At 37.8% G+C, this 19653-nt stretch carries 24 protein-coding genes; 21 read left to right on the top strand and 3 right to left on the bottom strand.

What is annotated here, in order from left to right:
• Nucleotides 1-13: 13 nt before the first annotated feature.
• The 7 genes from QNH48_RS23040 (at nucleotide 14) to QNH48_RS23010 (ending at nucleotide 6913) form a co-directional block, all read left to right on the top strand.
• Nucleotides 14-655 carry an O-methyltransferase gene (locus QNH48_RS23040; protein WP_283952151.1) on the top strand — a complete coding sequence of 214 codons (642 nt, stop codon included), beginning with the start codon at nucleotides 14-16 and terminating at the stop codon, nucleotides 653-655.
• Nucleotides 656-660: 5 nt separating this feature from the next.
• Nucleotides 661-1590, top strand: coding sequence for a peptidase U32 family protein (locus QNH48_RS23035; protein ID WP_283952150.1), 930 nt, complete (start codon nucleotides 661-663; stop codon nucleotides 1588-1590).
• A gap of 172 nt (nucleotides 1591-1762) precedes the next feature.
• Complete coding sequence (locus tag QNH48_RS23030; RefSeq protein WP_283952149.1) at nucleotides 1763-3034, top strand: peptidase U32 family protein; 1272 nt, start codon at nucleotides 1763-1765, stop codon at nucleotides 3032-3034.
• Nucleotide 3035: 1 nt separating this feature from the next.
• Nucleotides 3036-3671, top strand: a complete 636-nt coding sequence (udk, locus tag QNH48_RS23025; RefSeq protein ID WP_095250082.1) for a uridine kinase — start codon at nucleotides 3036-3038, stop codon at nucleotides 3669-3671.
• Between the two features lie 161 nt (nucleotides 3672-3832).
• The gene (gene greA / locus QNH48_RS23020; RefSeq protein WP_283952148.1) at nucleotides 3833-4309 is read left to right on the top strand and encodes a transcription elongation factor GreA; all 477 of its coding nucleotides are present in this window, start codon (nucleotides 3833-3835) and stop codon (nucleotides 4307-4309) included.
• Nucleotides 4310-4375: 66 nt separating this feature from the next.
• On the top strand, nucleotides 4376-6142 hold the full coding sequence (locus QNH48_RS23015; RefSeq protein WP_283952147.1) for a peptidoglycan D,D-transpeptidase FtsI family protein: 1767 nt from the start codon (nucleotides 4376-4378) through the stop codon (nucleotides 6140-6142).
• A gap of 105 nt (nucleotides 6143-6247) precedes the next feature.
• Nucleotides 6248-6913, top strand: a complete 666-nt coding sequence (locus QNH48_RS23010) for a YrrS family protein (RefSeq protein WP_283952146.1) — start codon at nucleotides 6248-6250, stop codon at nucleotides 6911-6913.
• 24 nt (nucleotides 6914-6937) lie between these two features.
• Here the strand turns inward: QNH48_RS23010 and QNH48_RS23005 are convergent, their stop codons facing one another.
• The gene (locus tag QNH48_RS23005) at nucleotides 6938-7144 is read right to left on the bottom strand and encodes a DUF2536 family protein (RefSeq protein ID WP_283955864.1); all 207 of its coding nucleotides are present in this window, start codon (nucleotides 7142-7144) and stop codon (nucleotides 6938-6940) included.
• A 142-nt stretch (nucleotides 7145-7286) separates the two neighbouring features.
• On the opposite strand from QNH48_RS23005, the gene QNH48_RS23000 reads away from it, so the two are divergent.
• The 11 genes from QNH48_RS23000 (at nucleotide 7287) to QNH48_RS22955 (ending at nucleotide 15758) form a co-directional block, all read left to right on the top strand.
• Complete coding sequence (locus QNH48_RS23000) at nucleotides 7287-7925, top strand: class I SAM-dependent methyltransferase (protein WP_283952145.1); 639 nt, start codon at nucleotides 7287-7289, stop codon at nucleotides 7923-7925.
• A 16-nt stretch (nucleotides 7926-7941) separates the two neighbouring features.
• Nucleotides 7942-8637: a 5'-methylthioadenosine/S-adenosylhomocysteine nucleosidase gene (mtnN, locus tag QNH48_RS22995; RefSeq protein WP_283952144.1), complete on the top strand. Its 696-nt coding sequence runs from the start codon at nucleotides 7942-7944 to the stop codon at nucleotides 8635-8637.
• A 23-nt stretch (nucleotides 8638-8660) separates the two neighbouring features.
• The gene (locus QNH48_RS22990) at nucleotides 8661-9584 is read left to right on the top strand and encodes a PLP-dependent cysteine synthase family protein (protein WP_283955863.1); all 924 of its coding nucleotides are present in this window, start codon (nucleotides 8661-8663) and stop codon (nucleotides 9582-9584) included.
• Nucleotides 9585-10718: a bifunctional cystathionine gamma-lyase/homocysteine desulfhydrase gene (locus QNH48_RS22985; RefSeq protein ID WP_283952143.1), complete on the top strand. Its 1134-nt coding sequence runs from the start codon at nucleotides 9585-9587 to the stop codon at nucleotides 10716-10718.
• Nucleotides 10719-10845: 127 nt separating this feature from the next.
• A complete protein-coding gene (locus tag QNH48_RS22980; protein WP_095250089.1) occupies nucleotides 10846-11094 on the top strand; it encodes a YrhC family protein in 249 nt (82 codons plus the stop codon).
• A gap of 415 nt (nucleotides 11095-11509) precedes the next feature.
• Entirely contained in the window at nucleotides 11510-11650 is a 141-nt protein-coding gene (locus QNH48_RS30600; protein ID WP_095250090.1) for a YrzI family small protein, read from the top strand.
• Between the two features lie 30 nt (nucleotides 11651-11680).
• On the top strand, nucleotides 11681-11821 hold the full coding sequence (locus QNH48_RS22975) for a YrzI family small protein (RefSeq protein ID WP_095250091.1): 141 nt from the start codon (nucleotides 11681-11683) through the stop codon (nucleotides 11819-11821).
• 26 nt (nucleotides 11822-11847) lie between these two features.
• Nucleotides 11848-11988, top strand: a complete 141-nt coding sequence (locus QNH48_RS22970) for a YrzI family small protein (protein ID WP_283952142.1) — start codon at nucleotides 11848-11850, stop codon at nucleotides 11986-11988.
• Between the two features lie 553 nt (nucleotides 11989-12541).
• Nucleotides 12542-13258, top strand: coding sequence for an RNA polymerase sporulation sigma factor SigK (sigK, locus tag QNH48_RS22965; protein ID WP_095250093.1), 717 nt, complete (start codon nucleotides 12542-12544; stop codon nucleotides 13256-13258).
• Between the two features lie 425 nt (nucleotides 13259-13683).
• Nucleotides 13684-13842, top strand: coding sequence for a hypothetical protein (locus QNH48_RS22960; RefSeq protein WP_283952141.1), 159 nt, complete (start codon nucleotides 13684-13686; stop codon nucleotides 13840-13842).
• A gap of 116 nt (nucleotides 13843-13958) precedes the next feature.
• The gene (locus tag QNH48_RS22955) at nucleotides 13959-15758 is read left to right on the top strand and encodes a M3 family oligoendopeptidase (RefSeq protein WP_283955862.1); all 1800 of its coding nucleotides are present in this window, start codon (nucleotides 13959-13961) and stop codon (nucleotides 15756-15758) included.
• 187 nt (nucleotides 15759-15945) lie between these two features.
• On the opposite strand, the gene pssA is transcribed toward QNH48_RS22955, so the two are convergent.
• Entirely contained in the window at nucleotides 15946-16485 is a 540-nt protein-coding gene (pssA, locus tag QNH48_RS22950) for a CDP-diacylglycerol--serine O-phosphatidyltransferase (protein WP_095250100.1), read from the bottom strand.
• Nucleotides 16486-16616: 131 nt separating this feature from the next.
• On the opposite strand from pssA, the gene QNH48_RS22945 reads away from it, so the two are divergent.
• Complete coding sequence (locus tag QNH48_RS22945) at nucleotides 16617-17417, top strand: phosphatidylserine decarboxylase (RefSeq protein WP_283952140.1); 801 nt, start codon at nucleotides 16617-16619, stop codon at nucleotides 17415-17417.
• A gap of 53 nt (nucleotides 17418-17470) precedes the next feature.
• Here the strand turns inward: QNH48_RS22945 and QNH48_RS22940 are convergent, their stop codons facing one another.
• Nucleotides 17471-17611: a sporulation histidine kinase inhibitor Sda gene (locus QNH48_RS22940; RefSeq protein WP_045517793.1), complete on the bottom strand. Its 141-nt coding sequence runs from the start codon at nucleotides 17609-17611 to the stop codon at nucleotides 17471-17473.
• A 400-nt stretch (nucleotides 17612-18011) separates the two neighbouring features.
• On the opposite strand from QNH48_RS22940, the gene QNH48_RS22935 reads away from it, so the two are divergent.
• Both QNH48_RS22935 and yqeH read left to right on the top strand, forming a co-directional pair.
• Nucleotides 18012-18527, top strand: coding sequence for a YqeG family HAD IIIA-type phosphatase (locus QNH48_RS22935; protein WP_283952139.1), 516 nt, complete (start codon nucleotides 18012-18014; stop codon nucleotides 18525-18527).
• Nucleotides 18528-18557: 30 nt separating this feature from the next.
• Nucleotides 18558-19640, top strand: a complete 1083-nt coding sequence (gene yqeH / locus QNH48_RS22930) for a ribosome biogenesis GTPase YqeH (RefSeq protein ID WP_283955861.1) — start codon at nucleotides 18558-18560, stop codon at nucleotides 19638-19640.
• Nucleotides 19641-19653 lie beyond the last annotated feature (13 nt).

Raw genomic sequence — 19653 nt, 5'->3', positions numbered from 1 at the left:
AGGTGATGGCAGTTTGTTGAATGATAAACTGCATTCTTATATTGAGGAACTGATTCCAGGACGTGAACCCTTGTTTATCGAAATGGAAAATTATGCATTAGAAAATAAGGTACCAATTATGGAGCTTGTAGGAATTGAAGCATTGCTTCAATTTTTAAGAATTCAAAACTCTAAAAAAATTCTTGAGGTAGGTACTGCAATTGGTTATTCTGCCTTACGAATGGCCGAGGCGCTGCCAAATGCGTGCATTGTTACGATAGAAAGAGATTTAGAAAGAATACAGGCTGCAGAAGAATATCTAGGTCGTTCAAAGCATGGCGAACAGATTATATTGATTAAAGGTGATGCCCTTGAGGTTGAGGAGCTTGTACGTGAACAAGCCCCATACGACACCATTTTTGTGGATGCTGCAAAAGGTCAATATCAAAAATTCTTTGAGATGTATTCCAAATACCTTAGTGTTGATGGTGTCATCATAACAGATAATGTTTTATTTAAAGGTCTTGTTACACAATCAGAGATTGAATCAAAAAGGATTCGTAATCTTGTTAGGAAAATAGATAACTTCAATCATTGGCTGATGAATCACCCTGATTATCATACAGTCATTCTCCCTGTTGGTGATGGGATTGCTATTAGTAAAAAGAAGAGGTGACTAAAATGAAAAGAACGGAGTTATTAGTTACTCCACTGTCAGTTAACGATATATTGCCACTAGCAGAAGCAGGTGCCGATGCGTTTGTTGTGGGTGAACAAAGATATGGACTACGCTTGGCGGGTGAATTTAACCGAGAACAGGTAAAGCAGGCAATAGAATTAGCACATTCAAAAGATAAAAAAGTCTATGTTGCCATGAATGCTATTTTTCATAATGAAAAAATGAATGAATTAAGTGATTATATTAAATTTGCAGCAGAAGCAAATGCAGATGCAATTATTTTTGGTGATCCTGCTGTCTTGATGACCGCACGTGAGGCAGCCCCTAATATGAAGCTTCATTGGAGTACGGAAACTCTTGGGACAAATTGGTTTTCATGTAACTATTGGGGGAAAAAGGGTGCAAAAAGAGCAGTCCTAGCGCGTGAAATTAATATGGACTCAATTGTAGAAATCAAAGAAAACGCTGAGGTTGAAGTAGAAGTACAGGTCCATGGCATGAGCTGCATGTTCCAATCGAAACGTTCACTTCTTGGAAACTATTATGAGTACCAAGGAAAAGTAATGGAAATCGAAAACCGTAAAATGGAAAAAAACATGTTCATACATGATAAAGAAAGAGAAAATAAATATCCAATCTTTGAAGATGAGAATGGCACTCACATTATGAGTCCTAATGATATTTGTATCATTGACGAGCTGCAGGAATTGCTTGAAGCCGGTGTAGATTCCTTTAAAATTGATGGAATTTTAAAGTCTTCTGACTATCTTATTGCAGTAACAAAGGCATATCGTGAAGCGATTGACTTATTTTTTGAAGACTCAGATCAATACGACGATAAAAAAGACGAGCTTTTAGAAGCTATTGAGGCTGTGCAGCCAGAAAATCGCAAACTGGATACAGGATTCTTTTTCAAAGAAACAGTTTATTAAAAAGAAAAGCGGAAGCGCCTTGCACAGGGAAAAATGCAATTCAATTTTTCCTAGGGGCAAAGGCATTAGACGAGTCGGCGGGATGGTTGTTCTTTAACCTTTCTGACGGATTGGCTTATCACCCCGAGCCCCTAGGCGCTGCAGCTAGACAAAAATTAGGAGGGGTTCATTCATGAATACAGTTAAGGATAATGTTTCTGAAATCATTGATGGAAAACGTGTGATTGTGAAAAAACCGGAACTCCTTGCGCCGGCAGGAAATCTTGAAAAATTAAAAATTGCTGTTCAATATGGGGCTGATGCTGTATTTATTGGCGGTCAGGAATATGGTTTACGTTCAAACGCTGATAACTTTACATTTGAAGAAATGAAAGACGGCGTAGAATTCGCCAAAAAATTCGGAGCAAAAATATACGTAACAACCAATATTTTTGCTCACAACGAGAATATTGCTGGGTTAGAAGACTATATCCTTGGGTTAAAGGAAACCGGAATATCTGGGATAATTGTTGCTGACCCATTGATTATTGAAACTTGCCGCAGACTGGCACCAGAAATTGAAATTCACATCAGCACGCAGCAATCCATTTCAAACTGGAAGACAGCTCAGTTCTGGAAAGAAAGCGGTGCAGAGCGCGTCGTTTTAGCACGTGAAACGAGTGCAGAAGAAATAAGAGAAATGAAAGAAAAAGTCGATGTTGAGATTGAAATCTTTATTCATGGAGCAATGTGTATTGCTTATTCTGGACGTTGTACATTAAGTAATCACATGACCGCGAGGGATTCAAACCGAGGCGGCTGCTGTCAGTCTTGCCGTTGGGATTATGATTTATATCAACTAGAAGGCAGCAGCACTGAAGTTCCTCTTTATGGTGAGAATGATGCACCATTTGCTATGAGTCCAAAGGACCTTAATCTGATTCAAGCGATTCCTCAAATGATTGAGCTTGGAATTGACAGCTTGAAAATTGAAGGCCGAATGAAGTCGATTCACTATATTGCAACGGTGGTAAGTGTATATCGAAAAGTAATTGACGCCTATTGTGCAGACCCTGACAACTTCGTCATTAAGCGTGAGTGGATAGAAGAGCTGGACAAATGTGCGAATCGTGAAACAGCACCGGCGTTTTTTGAAGGTGTTCCGGGGTATAAAGAGCAAATGTTTGGTAATCATAGCAACAAGACAAAGTTTGAATTTGTCGGTCTTGTGTTGGATTACAACGAAGAAACGCAAATGGTTACACTTCAACAACGAAACCACTTTAAACCGGGTCAGGAAGTTGAATTCTTCGGTCCGGAAATTCAAAACTTTACACATGTGATTGATAAAATTTGGGATGAAAAAGGTAATGAACTGGATGCAGCAAGACATCCGCTTCAAATTGTACAATTTAAATTGGACAAACCGGTTTACCCTAACAACATGATGCGAAAGGAGAACTAGGTTGATGCGCAAACCGGTTGTTATTGGTGTTGCCGGAGGTTCCGGCTCAGGGAAAACAAGTGTAACAAAGGCAATCTATGAAAGCTTTAAAGGTCATTCCATAACCATGCTTCAACAGGATTATTATTATAAAGACCAAAGTGATTTACCCTTTGAAGAACGCTTAAAGACGAATTATGACCATCCACTGGCTTTTGATAATGATTTGCTTATCGAACATATTGAAAAGCTGTTACGTTATGAGCCTATTGACAAGCCAGTTTATGATTATTCGCTTCATACCCGTTCGAAAGAAATCATTGAAGTTGAACCAAAAGATGTTATTATACTAGAAGGAATACTTGTTCTTGAAGATGAGCGGTTACGTAATTTGATGGATATTAAGCTGTTTGTTGATACAGATGCAGATATTCGAATTATCAGAAGGATGTCACGTGACATTAAAGAGCGTGGGCGGACATTGGACTCAGTTATTGAGCAATATACGAATGTGGTTCGTCCGATGCACAATCAATTTATTGAACCGACTAAGAGATATGCGGATGTCATTATCCCTGAAGGCGGTCAAAATCATGTGGCGATTGATTTAATGGTCACAAAAATTCAAACAATTCTTGAACAAAAGTCAATTTTATGAAACAATAGCCTAAAGATTAGGTTGAAATGAATCCATATTGGATGAATACAAGCTGCGCGCCCTTTTTAGAGGACGCGCTCCTATGTATTTATGTGATACCTACATAACATTATCAAACACAATCTATGGGGGATTGTGAAGACTAGAAGGAGTGAGAAGTTTTGGCGATCGAAAAAGTATTTCCAATGACACAGGCGGGTAAAGACAAACTAGTCCAGGAGCTTGAACATTTAAAATCGGTAAAGCGAAAAGAAGTTGTAGAAAGAATTAAAATTGCAAGAAGTTTCGGAGATTTATCTGAAAACTCTGAATACGATTCTGCGAAGGAAGAACAAGCATTTGTTGAAGGTCGTATAACAACTTTAGAAAATATGATTCGCAATGCAAAGATAATTGTGGAAGGCGACACAGTTACTGACTCAGTTACTTTAGGAAGGTCAGTTACATTTATGGAACTTCCTGATGGTGATGAAGAAACTTATACCATCGTTGGAAGTGCAGAGGCAGATCCGTTTGAAGGAAAAATTTCAAACGATTCTCCAATAGCTAGAAGTCTAATCGGCAAAAAAGTAGGCGATCAAGTATCCGTTCAAACACCAGGCGGTGAAATGAGCGTCCGTATCGTCTCTATTAAGTAATTGATTTTTTTAACTTTATGTTTGAAATAGTAGCACCTCGTCAAAACTTTTGACGAGGTGTTTTTTATGATACGTAGACGAATGAAAGGATTACTCGTCCTTTGTGTAGCTGGGTTATTGATTCTCACTGGGCGATTAATTCAGATTCAGTTGGTTCAAACGGAGACTTTTTCGAAGCACAATGTAAATCTATTGGAAGAAAGTGTGAAACAAAGAACACAGGAATTAGTCATCGATAACGGGCGCGGTAATTTTCTTGACCGGAATGGAGATTTGCTTACCCATAAGAAAGTATCTGTTCTTGTCCTCTTCCCTTTTTTGAAAAATATGGATTGGGATATGGAAGCAGTATCAACTATTTCTGGTATTTCAGAAAATAGTTTAAAAAACGCCTTAGAGGATGCAAATAAACCTTTTGCATATGGAGAACCACAGCCAATGGAATTAACACCTTCACAAATGGAAAAAATTAATAAGCTTGAAATACCCGGTGTATTTGCCATTGAAAAGAAATTTGAACGCACCGAAATACTCGCAGAGCAATTAATTGGGTTAACGGGAGAAAACGCTGAAGAATTAAAAAAACGTTATTCAAATAAGGATCTCTCTGAGAAGACACTTATTGGTGTTTCAGGTCTAGAAGAAAGTTTTGATGAATTTTTACTTCCAGAAGGAAAGTCCAAACTTGTCTATCACGTTGATGGTGACGGGGCACCGTTGTTCGGAATTAATGTAAAGTATGTAGATCCTGCTAACCCTTTTTACCCAGTAAACGTAAGAACAACGATTGATAAAAGTTTACAGCAGAAATCGGAGGAATTAGTGGACCAGCATGCAATAAATAAGGGCGGGTTAGTGCTCCTTGATATCCAAAGCAATAGTGTCCTAGCATCCGTTTCACGCCCAGCTATCAATCAAAGTGATCCTTATAGCGGCTCTGGAATTACGAATCGAATGCTAAAGCAAGAAATAATGGGTTCCATCTTTAAAACCGTGGTAGCAGCAGCTGCCATTGATAATAATCTGGATGACCCAACAAGGTTATTTGATTGCAGCAAGAAAATTAATGGTGATCCTGAACTCAAATATAATTATGGAATGCTCTCTTTTACGGATAGCTTTGCGAGAAGCTGTAATCGGACCTTTGGAGAACTGGCAAAGGAACTGCAAAAAATAGATAAAAATATGTTGGAGGATTATGCTGAGAAATTGTCGTTAACAGGTAAGGTCGGCTGGCAGGGTGAAGTTTATCATACTGATAATTTTAAACAGCTTGTCGATGAAGATAAAGGCAGGGTGTTTTTAACAGAAGAGGCTAAGAAGGACCAAAACTATGCAGCAATGTCAGGGATTGGTCAGCATGAGGTTCGGGCAACGCCGCTGGCTGTAGCCAATATGATGGCCACAATCGCAAGAGGCGGTAAAAAAGAAATGGTACGTACTGCTTCGAAAATTGAGTATAAAAATGGTACAACGATGGTTACCTTCGATAATAAAGCATTATCTGGCGATACCATTTCACCTTACAGTGCAATGAAGCTTCAGAAATTATTAAGAGAGGTTGTTGTAAATCCGAATGGAACTGGAAAATGGTTTCAAGACCTACCTTATGAGGTTGCAGGGAAATCAGGAACCGCGGAGACAGGGAAATACGAGAATGATAAACAATTGCATAATAAGTGGTTTGCGGGCTATTTTCCCTATCAAAATCCTAAATACGCGCTTGTCGCCGTTAATCTTGATGTTCAGGATACAGAAGGCGGTGTGAATTTATTATTTGCCGATATGGTAAAAATGTTATATGAATATGACAAAGGATTACAAAAGTATTAACTTAAGGGAAAATCCTTCAAGTTCTTTTCGATTCATGTTAGAATGTTGACAGCCATAATAATTGTTTAGCGGCGCTTTCGCTTTTCTATTTGGAGGGATTTTAATATGAGTAACGATTTCCAATCTGGTTCACGTTCTGGTTATCGAGCTAAAAGGAAGAAAACGAACATTATCTTAAATAGTCTGATTGTCATTGTGCTAGCACTCATTTTCTTTGTAGCCTATACGATCTTCTTATCAGGTGACGATAAAGCAGCACCCAAAAAGGAAGAAACCAAAACAACAGAAAATCAAGCCTCAGAAAAAGAGGATAAAGATACTGAAAAAAATGACGCCGCCCGGGAAACTGAGGGAGATACAGATTCTGAGGAAAATGCTGATGAAGAGAGTGAAGAAGCTTCAGCACCTGAACAGGAAGATGACTCACAGGCAGTTATTACCGAGGGAGATGGAACTACCAATGTAGTTAGAACCATCGAGAACCCTACCTGGAAGCCTGTAGGTACCGTGCAAACTGGTGAACATGCCCCGGTTTATGATGAATCACATGTTGATTGGCAGGAAATGCGAAAGGCAATATCTTATGCAACTGGGTTGGAAGAAAGTAATATGACTTTATATTGGTTAGGGCGGGATAAAGCATCTGGAACTGGATCGTTTAGTACCGTTGCATCTAAGGATAAAACACAAAAATACAATGTCTACCTTGAATGGGTAGATGGTGAAGGCTGGAAGCCAGTTAAAGTAGAAGAGCTTTCTGCCATTGAATAATAAAAATAGGATGGGCTGTCCATCCTATTTTTTTCGTTTAAAGTGAACGACCGCAGTATAAAACGTCTGACCTTTGTCATTTGCATACATTTGATGAGAGACTGAATGTACCCCTAAGAGAATTGCTTTATTTTCCTCAATTTTTACTTCAATTTTCTTTTCCAAAACTTTAAGATCTGTTGCATCAAAGAATTCTACTTTATCCTCAATAAAATCAAGTTGAAAATTCAACATTATCACCCTTTCCCCTATGAACATTTTAGTAATTATTCTTTTTTAAAGCAATAAGAGATGGAAGATGCGATAACATTTTTAAAATAAATTCATAGTATGCTTATAGGAATTATATGTTTGAGATCTGGAGGTTTCCAGTATGGGACGTGAATTTTTAGATATATTTGAACAATGGGCTGATTCATATGATGATAGTGTTGGCGGACATAATCGAGAATATAAAGAGGTTTTTGCGGGATATGAGCAAATATTAGAAGCTGTCAAAGAACGTTCAATGGGCCATGTAGTAGAGTTTGGTGTTGGAACCGGTAACCTGACAAAAAAATTATTTGAAAAGGGATTGAATATAACTGGAATTGAGCCGTCTGTTCCAATGAGGAGAATTGCAGAAGCAAAGCTTGGAACAAATGTGAAAATTCTTGAAGGTGACTTTCTTCATTTTCCTGAAATAATAAATATTGATACTATTGTCTCAACATATGCATTCCATCACCTCACCGATGAGGAAAAAGATGAAGCAATTGCCAAATATGGAAAGCTGCTTTCGAAAGGTGGTAGAATAGTGTTTGCGGATACGATGTTTGAATCAGGAGAAGATTATAATAATGCAATCGTAGAAGCAAAAGCAGAAGGCTTTCATAATCTTGCAAAAGATCTGGAAACAGAATATTATACAACCATTCCTAACTTAAGAACTATTTTAGAAAATAGTGGGTTTATCGTTAGGTTTAAACGCTGCAATAATTTTGTCTGGTTAATGGAAGCAGAAAAACAATAAGAGAGAGGTTTTAGACATGAAAATTGCCATCATTGGAGCAATGGAAGAAGAAGTAAAATTACTAAGAGACAATATTAAGGGGCAAACACAAGAAACTGTAGCCGGATGTGAGTTTACCTTTGGACAAATGAATGGAGCAGAAGTGATTTTGCTTCGCTCAGGAATTGGAAAGGTAAATGCGGCGATGTCGACAACCATTTTACTTGAAAAATATAAACCAGACTGCATTATCAATACAGGATCAGCTGGAGGTTTTAACCCAGAGTTAAATGTAGGGGATGCCGTCATTTCTACAGAAGTCCGCCATCATGATGTGGATGTAACTGCCTTCGGTTATGAATATGGGCAGGTACCACAGCTTCCGGCAGCATTTTTAGCAGATGGAAAATTAGTTGAAGTTGCGGAGAATGCTGCTAAAGAACTGGATAAATTCCAAGTTGTTAAAGGGTTAATAGTAACAGGTGATTCATTCATGGAAGACCCAGAGCGTGTTAAGTTTGTAAGATCGAAGTTTGACAAATTACAGGCGGTTGAGATGGAAGCAGCTGCGATTGCGCAAGTAGCACATCGTTTCGAGGTGCCTTTTGTGATTATTCGCTCCTTATCTGATATTGCAGGAAAAGAATCAGGAGTAACATTTGATCAATTTATTGACCAGGCCGCAACCCACTCAGCTTCACTAGTTATGAAAATGGTGGAAGCATTAGGGTAGTAAGCAAGAAGGTTGGTGGGATGATGAGAATATTTAAAAATGTCCATGAATTAATAGGACATACACCTATTGTAGAAATTTCACAGTTTCCTCTCCCAAATGATGTACGTATTTTTGCTAAGCTGGAATTCATGAATCCAGGCGGCAGTGTAAAGGATCGACTCGGTGTAGAACTTTTGCGGGAGGCTTTCGAGAGTGGAAAGCTTCAAAAAGGAGGAACGGTTATTGAACCGACAGCCGGGAATACAGGGATCGGATTAGCGCTTGCTGCTTTAAACAAAGGGGTACAGGTTATTTTATGTGTTCCTGAGAAATTTAGTATAGAAAAACAAGAATTAATGAAAGCTCTTGGAGCGAAAATTGTTCATACTCCTACTGAAAAAGGAATGAAAGGAGCCATTGCGAAAGCAGAGGCTCTTCTAAAGGAAATTCCTGGATCTTATTGTCCACAGCAATTTGGAAATCCTGCAAATCCTGAAACGTATTATAAAACATTGGGACCTGAGCTATGGGAACAAATGGATGGGAAAATAAATACATTTGTTGCAGGCGCAGGTACAGGCGGCACCTTTATGGGTACAGCTCGTTATTTAAAAGACCAAAATATAGACATAAAGACTGTTATTGTCGAACCAGAAGGCTCGATTTTAAATGGTGGTGAATCAGGTCCCCATAAAACTGAGGGAATTGGTATGGAATTTCTTCCCGGTTATATGGACCCAGACTATTTTGATGTCATTCATACAATTTCTGACGAGGATGCATTTTGGTTTGTAAAGGAATTAGCAGCAAAAGAAGGATTATTGGTTGGCAGTTCATCCGGTGCTGCCTTTAAGGCTGCCATGTTGGAAGCAGAAAGTGCCAAAGTTGGTGCGAATATTGTCGTTATATTCCCAGATGGAAGTGAACGCTATCTAAGTAAGAAGATTTTTGAAGGGGGGATTTAGGTGAAAAGAAAAACAAAATTAATTCATGGTGGTATAAGTACCGACCCGGCAACAGGAGCAGTTTCATTTCCCATTTATCAAGTAAGTACCTATAAACAAGAAGGTGTGGGCGGACATAAAGGCTATGAATATTCAAGAACAGGAAATCCAACGCGATTTGCGCTTGAAGAGCTAATTAAGGATCTTGAGGGTGGTCAAGCAGGATTTGCCTTTGGTTCCGGAATGGCTGCAATGACTGCTGTAATGATGCTTTTTAACAGTGGAGATCATGTGATTTTAACCGATGATGTGTATGGCGGCTCTTTTCGTGTCATGACTAAAGTATTAAACCGTTTAGGTATTGATTCAACTTTTGTTGATACCAGTAATCTCAATACGATTGTCAGTGCGATAAAACCAAATACTAGGGCAATTCATTTAGAAACACCCACAAACCCGCTTTTGAAGATTACTGATATTGAAGCAGTAGCAAATCTTGCGAAAGAACATGGTTTATTAACAATTGTTGACAATACGTTCTCAACACCTTATTGGCAAAATCCTATTGAGCTTGGTGCTGATATTGTTCTTCATAGTGCTACAAAATATTTAGGAGGTCATAGTGATGTCGTAGCAGGCTTAGCTGTAGTTAACAGCAAGAAGCTTGCTGAAGACCTTCATTTTGTCCAGAACTCGACTGGAGGCATATTAGGGCCACAGGACTCATGGTTATTAATACGAGGGATTAAGACATTAGGTATTCGTATGGAGGAAACGGAGAAAAATACCGCTGCAATTGTTCACTTCTTACATGAACACCCTGCAGTAAAAAAAGTATTTTATCCTGGATTGGAAACACACCCACATCATGCAATTGCTAAAAAACAGGTAAGAGGTTTTGGTGGTATGGTATCATTTGATGTGGGAAGTGCAGAAAATGCAGATAAACTATTAAGTAAAATTCATTATTTTACTTTGGCTGAAAGTCTGGGTGCCGTTGAAAGTCTAATCTCTGTCCCAGCCAGAATGACTCATGCTTCCATTCCTGCAGAACGGCGTGCGGAGTTAGGGATTTCCGATGGGCTAGTCAGAATTTCAGTAGGTCTTGAAGACGTTGAAGATTTGATTGACGACTTAAAACAGGCCTTAGAATAATAAATTCTTTGTCCGGCTTATATGCCGGATTTATTTTTGTTTGTTTTTCTAAAATTTACATACTCTTTTATGCTGTTTTTTATGTTAAAGTAGCTTAGTAGATTTAAAGAAAAGCAGGTGACCAACAGTGGATAAACAAACAAAAAGTCTTTATGAAAAAATGGTTGATTTTAAACAATTTGCTGTCGTATTACTCGCTGTCGGTGTATTTTTCTTTTTAGGTGTAATAATTCCATCAGATACTAAGAGTGAGATGGATATAAATATAATGATGATCTCCTCTATGTCCTTTTTAGCGGTTTCGATTTTACTTTTTATTCAATCGAAACAGTGCCAGCTTAAACTTATGGATATAGAAGATGGCAAGCAAAGGTAAACGTTCCTCAGGGACGTTTATTTTTTTTGGAATAAACCAGGCAATTTAACTATTTTTAAAAAAATTTCAAAAAAGTGGTTTACAAAGGTTATGTTGCTGGATATAATTACCGTAGTTAGTAAAAAATTCCGAAGGAGGTCGAAGAAAATGATGATGAAATTAATGGTTGCTGCCACTGGTAATACTATTTGGATGACAACTGCATATGTAAATAATTTGCATTCGACCGACAGGAATGGATTGCTTAACTAATTTTTTAGTTACCTAACATATCCATGCCGCAGGGAGAGTGCTGCCCTGCGGTATTTTTGTGCCTAAAATTAAGGCCGCAAGGGAGTAATTTCTTGCGGCCTTTTTGCGCCTGTTTAATGGATATTATTAACAAATTTGGTTATAAAGGGAAGGGGTGATAGTTATGACACTAAATATATTTTTTATCTCGATTACATTAAAAAAACGCAAAGAAAGTTTACAACAAGCAACTCGGAATGAAACGATAGAAAAACTTTTTGAGCAAAACAAGGAACGTCAATTGTCGGTTTATCATTTACTATAAATTAACCCTAAAAAAAGGAAGTGTATTTAAATGACTCTTAATATTTTATTTTTTTCGATTACAGTTAAGAAACGTAAAGAAAGTCTGCAAGAAGCAATGCGAAATGAAATGGTTGAAAAGTTATATGATCAGCACAAAGACCGTCAAGTTACTGCTTATCATTTAATGTAATAAACCCTTAATGGGAGGTGAAAGTCATGACCTTAAATATTTTATTCTTATCCATTACCATCAATAAACGTGAGATGAGTATCGAAGAAGCAGCACACCAAGAACAAATTAAAAAAATATATGAAGCAACGAAGGATCGTCAGATATCCGTTCATCGCATGTATTAAGGCTTTAAATGACAAAAAAAGAAAGGTGGGTTTACAATGATTTATTTAATTCAAAAACGCGGTGCAAGCTTATGGAGTATGAAAGACACCACCTAGTTAGGATATTAAGGAGGTAGTTGAAAAATGCCGGTGCATACCTTTTTATTGTTTCTTTTCATGAAAGCAAAGAAGAAAAATAAAAAATGAAATCATAAATAACAATAAATGATTAACGATAAATGTATGTTAACAAAATGTTCACAACCCCTTAAGTTAGATACTGTGAAAATGTGATAAATTCGAAGTAGATAAAAGGATCTATCTTAAGGGGTGGAGAATATGTTCATGATCGTGATGGCTTTGGTCATAACTGCGGCAATTGGCTGTGTAATAACAGCGGAGCTAAGTGTAGAATAACAAGAAGCATTGACCTTTTTAAAGGTCAGTGCTTTTTTTGTAGTGTGATAAAAGCCTTTATTTTCAAATAAAATGTTTTGGACAGACACAATCACCCTGTTTATAACATAGGAATTAGTTATAGGCAAAGCCCAAAAAAGCACGGGGGTGGATGTGCATGGCAGGGATTCTCACAGCACTTGGTTATCTCATTAAGGAATTTTTATTTCTTGTCTCTTATGTTAAAAACAATGCTTTTCCGCAGCCCCTATCTGCTGCAGATGAAAGGAAATATTTACGGTTGATGGCGGAAGGGGACTCACATGCTCGTAATATGTTAATTGAACATAATTTACGGCTTGTAGCACATATTGTAAAAAAGTTTGAAAATACTGGTGAGGATTCAGAGGATCTAATCTCAATAGGAACGATTGGTTTGATAAAAGCAATTGAGAGCTATTCCGAAGGGAAAGGAACAAAGCTTGCCACGTATGCAGCACGTTGTATTGAAAACGAAATCCTCATGCACCTTCGAGCACTTAAGAAGACGAAAAAAGATGTCTCTTTGCATGACCCAATTGGACAGGATAAAGAAGGTAATGAAATCTCACTGATTGATGTACTCAAATCCGAATCAGAAGACGTTATTGATACCATCCAGTTGAACATGGAACTCGAAAAAATTCGGAAATATATCGATGTCCTTGACGACAGAGAAAAAGAAGTAATTGTCGGCCGTTTTGGCCTTGACCTTCAAAAAGAAAAGACCCAGCGAGAGATTGCGAAAGAATTGGGGATATCGAGAAGCTATGTTTCAAGGATCGAAAAACGCGCACTAATGAAAATGTTTCATGAATTTTATCGTGCTGAAAAAGAACGAAAGAAAAAGAACTGAGCAACAGAGCCGGAACATATCCGCCTCTGTTTTTTTTAATTGGCTGTGTTAAAGGTAACTATTGATTTTAGAACCCTGTTGATTTGTGCGGAAGGCGCGAGACTCCTCGAAAATGCTATCGCATTTTCTTCGTGCGTGGGCAGATTCGAGGAAGTAAATCAATGTCCTGCAGGAGGACGGGACAGGGGAGACCCCGCAGGTGCTTTAGCGCCGAGGAGGCTTCCCGAACCGCCTGCGGAAAGCGAAGCGCCTCGTGACAGGCAGAGACGGCCTGTCACTGCGGTGATTATTCAAAGAAGCTTTCCTTAGTGGAGCACAAATCAACAGCCTAATTTAACACGGCCTTTTAATTAAAACGGCATGTGCCTATACATAAAAGTATACAGGCACATAACCTAGTATTAAAAGGGAAAGGGGGTATTTATATGTCATATGGTTATCCAAATCCCTGCTACCCAGCCCCTTATCCAGTTTATCCTGTTCCTTATGCAACTGGAGGAGGCGGATGGTACGCACTCTTCATCGTGTTATTAATACTAGTCTTAATCTTTGGCGGCTGGTGGTATTATACAACTTGCTGTTGAATCCTCAAAAGCTTGTGCATTCGTTGCGCAAGCAATTTTTTATATAAACACACATAATAGAATTTTTCAAAAAATAAATTTATAATGTAAGGGTACATACATAAGGGGGTAACATGATGACAGCAACTACATATTCAGATGTTTGGAATCTTGAAGTATTTTTTAAGGGCGGAAGCAATTCTGCTGAACTAGCGGACCACTTAAAGGTAACACAGGAATTAATTGAGCTATTTGAAAGCAAAGTGAAAAACTGGTCCCCTTTCAATACAGCTGAGGATAAGATTTTTTTAAAAGAGTTACTATCAGACTTTGAAAGCGCTGGTAAGAAGCTTCGTCAGGCAGCTGCATTTGTGGGATGCCTTCAAGCACAAAATACTGAAGATAAAAAGGCTTATACACTTGAATCAACCGTAACAGGGCTTAGTGCTACTTTTCAATCTGCACTTAGTGCATTTGACAACTTATTATCATCCATCAATGATGATGTTTGGACACTAGTGTTGGAAGATGATTTCCTAAAAGAATTGACGTTTTCACTGACTGAACGCCGCGTACGAGCAAAAGAAAAGCTTTCGATTGAGGAAGAAGCCCTAATTAGTTCACTAGGTGTAGATGGTTACCATAGCTGGGGACAATTGTATGATCTTATTGTTAGTAAAATAAAGATTCCTGTTGAGGAAAATGGTGAGGTAAGGCAGCTTTCTGTTGGGCAGGCATCAAATAGATTTTCTAGCACCGACAGAGAAGTACGTAAAGCTGTATTTAAAAGCTGGGAACAATCATGGAATGAACAAAGTGATTACTTATCGAAAACATTAAATCATCTCTCTGGATTCCGTTTAAATGTTTATAAAAAACGTGGTTGGGAAGATGTATTGAAAGAACCATTAACTATTAATCGAATGGAAAAAGAAACATTAGAAACCATGTGGGCAGTCATTTCTGATAATAAACAGCCCCTTGTTGAATATATGAATCGTAAAGCGAAACTCTTAGGTCTTGAAAAATTAAGCTGGTTTGATTTAGATGCTCCATATGGAAAAACTGAGTCAAAGGTTTCTTACCAGGAGGGTGCTGAATTTATTGAGCAAAACTTTGCTCTTTTCGGTGAAAAAATGTCCGCTTTTGCTAAAATGGCATTTGAGAACCAATGGATTGAAGCCGAAGACCGTCCTGGAAAAGCACCTGGCGGTTTCTGTACTGGATTCCCTGAAAGTGAAGAATCTCGTATTTTCATGACCTATTCAGGTACACCTTCAAATGTTTCCACACTTGCTCATGAATTAGGGCATGGCTTCCATTCCTTTGCAATGAGGGGAGTACATTATCTTAATCGCGGTTATGCCATGAATGTAGCAGAAACTGCATCTACCTTTGCAGAAATGATTGTTGCTGACGCAGCTGTGAAAAATGCTAAGGATGAAGAGGAAAAGCTCGCCCTGCTAGATGATAAAATTCAAAGAACGGTTGCTCTGTTAATGAACATCCACGCTCGCTTTTTATTTGAGACTCGTTTTTATGAGGAAAGAAAGCGCGGTCCAGTATCAGTTGAAACTTTAAATGAACTGATGGAAGGAGCTCAGAAGGAAGCGTATTGTGAGGCTTTGGACGAATATCATCCATTATTTTGGGCATCCAAGCTGCATTTCTTTATCACTGGAGTACCATTTTATAACTTCCCATATACTTTTGGTTATTTATTCTCACTGGGCATTTATGCTCAGGCTCTTGAGGAAGGTAAAGGCTATGAGGAAAAGTATATTGCCTTATTAAGAGATACTGCTTCCATGACGGTTGAGGAATTGGCAGCTAAACATTTACAAGTGAATTTAGTTCAAAAGGATTTCTGGGAAAAGGCAGTAAAAATCTGTATTGATGATATTGAGGAGTTCCTTCAATTAACTGAAAATAAATAAAAAGTAAAGCCCAGCAGATACCTGCTGGGCTTTACTTGTCTAGCTCTAGCGCCTATGGGCTCTCAGGTCTAAGTCAATCCGTCAAGAAGGTTAAAGAACAACCTTCTCGCCTCTCGTCTTATGCCTGTCGCCCCTAGGAAAAATTGAACTGCATTTTTCCCTGTCAAGGCGCTTCCGCTTTTCCTTGTTACATCTTTTTAAGTTTAAAGGGGCTTACCATTAGGAATGATAAAATGATGATGATGAATAAAAAAGTCTGAGCGGGCAGGTATGGGATGGCTAAAAAGCTCAATGTTGCCAGGCACCCTGCTGCTGTAATCGGCAGACCAGTAAAATAGCCATTACTTTCTGTGATATTAAACCGAGCCAATCTAAAGGCTCCACAACCGATATAGAAAACAGTGAAGAAGGATCCAGGTCCCCCAAATTCATTTAAGATTCCTTGATATAGTAATAGTGCAGGCGCCACTCCAAATGATATAATATCACTCATGGAATCTAATTGTTTGCCCAGCTCTGATTCAATATTAAACTTTCTAGCAGCCATACCATCAAAACGATCGGCTAATGCGGCGATAAAAATTAATAACAAGCTTAATCGTAAATTTCCTTCCATGGCGAAAATAATGGCAAATCCACCAAAAGATAAATTGGTTAAGGTAATAACATTTGCAGTTTGGGACTTAAGTTTCTTAATTGTAGAATCAAAAACGTCTAATAAAAACATTTTGCTCCACCACTCCTTTTCAACAAGCCGGAAGAGAACTTTAATTTTTTTGGGTTTATCTATTATATTTAATATTAAGCTTTTTAAGAAGTTTCGTAAAGAGTATTTTTACACTTTTTGGGGGTCATGTAATGTTTAAGCACGTTTATCGACTAATGATAGAACTTACCAATGGGAAGTGGACATCAGTTATTTTACAGCGCTTTGCCCGTTCTAGAATCAGCAGATTTGTTGTCCCTTCGTTCGCGAAGATTTATAAATTAAATCTGGAAGAAATGGAAAAGTCTCTGCATGAGTATCACACACTTCATGATTTATTTATTAGGACGCTGCGAAAAGAAGTTCGAAAAATTGACACAAATGAAAACACGGTGGTTAGCCCTGTAGATGCAGTAATTGAGGATGTCGGTTCTATTAATCAAACAAGTGAAATGGTTGTCAAGGGTAAGACTTATTCCATACAAGAAATGTTAGGCAGCCAGGAGACAGTAAATAAATATTTACATGGTACTTATATGATTCTATATTTAAGTCCAAGTCATTACCATCGGATACATAGCCCTATCGAGGGTACCATTGTTAAACAGTGGACGCTTGGCTCAAAGTCATATCCTGTTAATAAAATGGGTCTTAAATATGGTGTTAGGACGTTGGCTAAAAACTATCGAATGATTACAGAAGTGAAAACAGCCAGCGGGCATGTTGCTATCGTGAAAGTGGGGGCCATGTTTGTGAATTCCATTGAAAAAACGCATAAAGGAATGACGCTTCAAAAAGGCGAGGAAATGGCCTACTTTAGTTTTGGGTCTACTATTGTATTATTATTCCAAAAAGAAACCTTTATACTAGATTCTACTATTCATACACCAAAGGACATTAGGATTGGCGAAAGGATTGGAGTCATGGCAGCCCAAAATGGCGGCGCTAATTAGTGCCGTTGATTTTTTTGCAAAAGAAAAGACCCTCAAGGGTCGCAAGTAAAATATTAAGATGAAATTTTCATTTTGTTGAATAGTGAACGACGATGAATTTCTGTTTCGATAAGATGGATAAACTCAGGACTTAGATTTAATTCTCTTGCTTTATAATAAGATTCAATTAATAACTCATCTGACAGTTTACGCAAGTGAGAAGCACCTCCATATAAAAAATAAATGGTACTAAAAGATAGTAATGAAGCATAAAATGGTAGGTTCAATTGGTGTACCCTAAATCTACCAAATTAAGTTGAATTGGACAACCTTTCCAATTATTCACAATTAACAGTGGATAACTTGTGACTAATTTGTTTATAAAGGATAAAAATGTGACTGAAACAATGGGTATAATGTTAATAACTTTATCCACAGATGTGTAAATTATAGGATTTTGTCGAAAAATATTTTTTATTTCGTAATTTACAGCAAAAATGTTTGAGTTTGACAAATAATAAACCCATACAGCTATAATAGTTATATTTTGATACTAAGGGTAAAATTGGTTATGATGGTACAGATAAACAGATGAATTAATGAGGTGTAAGCTGAGTGTTAAAGAAATTTTTGCCTGATGAGCATGTAAAAAGCATATTAGATATTCATCCCGAAGACTTGAAAAAAAGAGGGGTTAAGGGGATCATTACTGATTTGGATAATACGCTTGTGGAATGGGATCGTCCAAATGCCACTCCTGAACTTGTCAAATGGTTTGAACAAATAAAAAAGCACAATATACTTGTTACAATTGTTTCTAATAATAATGAAATGCGAGTAAAGGAATTCTCCGATCCATTACAAATTCCTTTCATATTTCAAGCACGTAAACCCATGGTGCGAGCGTTTAATAAGGCTCTTTCTCAAATGGGGATTAAAAAAGAAGAAGCAGTTGTCATTGGGGATCAGTTATTAACGGATGTTTTAGGTGGAAATCGAAGCGGATTTCATACGATTCTAGTGGTCCCTGTTGCGCAAACGGATGGGTTTTTTACTAAATTTAACCGTTTTGCTGAGCGAAGAATTTTGAATTGGTTTAGAAGAAAAGGGATGATTCAATGGGAGGATTAAAGTGTGAGTGAACAAGAGCAATATTTATGTATGGGCTGTGGAGTAAAAGTTCAGACTGAAAACCCCGAGGAATTAGGCTATGCACCAGCATCAGCACTCGAAAAGGATAGTATTATTTGTCAGCGTTGTTTTCGCCTAAAGCATTACAACGAAGTTCAGGATGTCAGTTTAACCGATGATGACTTCTTGAAAATATTGAATGGCATTGGACAGACTGATGCCCTGATTGTTATGATCGTGGATATTTTTGATTTTAATGGAAGCTGGCTGCCAGGATTACACCGTTTTGTGGGAAACAACAAGATTCTGCTAGTGGGCAATAAGGTAGATCTATTGCCGAAATCAGTGAAACATAACAAATTGATTAATTGGATGAAACAAGAGTCAAAACAGCTTGGGCTAAGACCTGAAGAAGTTTTCTTAGTCAGTGCTGAAAAAGGTAAGTACATTAGAGAAACAGCGGCTGCCATAGATGAAATGCGGAATGGAAAAGATGTCTATGTGGTAGGATGTACAAATGTAGGGAAATCTACATTTATTAATAGAATTATCAAAGAAGTTACCGGAGAGGGAGATATTATCACCACCTCACACTTCCCTGGAACTACTTTAGATATTATCAAAATTCCACTTGAGGATGGCAAAGCATTGATTGATTCACCTGGAATTATCAATCATCATCAAATGGCACACTTTGTAGATAAAAAGGATTTAAAAGTGATTACACCGAAAAAGGAAATTAAGCCAAAGGTGTTTCAATTAAATGAGGGACAAACCCTGTTTTTTGGGGGATTAGCTCGATTCGATTATATTAGCGGAGGCAGGACTTCATTTGTCTGCCATATCTCAAATGAAATAAATATCCATCGGACAAAAACAGATAATGCAGATGAGTTGTATGAAAATCATCTTGGAGAAATGCTCGCTCCACCTCGAAAAGATGAATTAGGATCATTTCCTGAATTAGTGAAACAAGAATTTACGATTAAGGATGCCAAAACAGATGTAGTCTTTTCAGGTCTAGGCTGGATCACCATAAACGAACCAGGAGTAAAGGTAGCAGCATACGTGCCTAAGGGTGTACAAACCTTAACCCGTAAATCTTTAATCTAAATAGACAGGGAAA

It is taken from the genome of Neobacillus sp. YX16, from assembly GCF_030123505.1.
Lineage (GTDB): Bacteria > Bacillota > Bacilli > Bacillales > Cytobacillaceae > Neobacillus.
The sequence above is the reverse complement of the archived record's forward strand: the minus strand, read 5'-3'. Positions and strand labels throughout refer to the sequence as shown.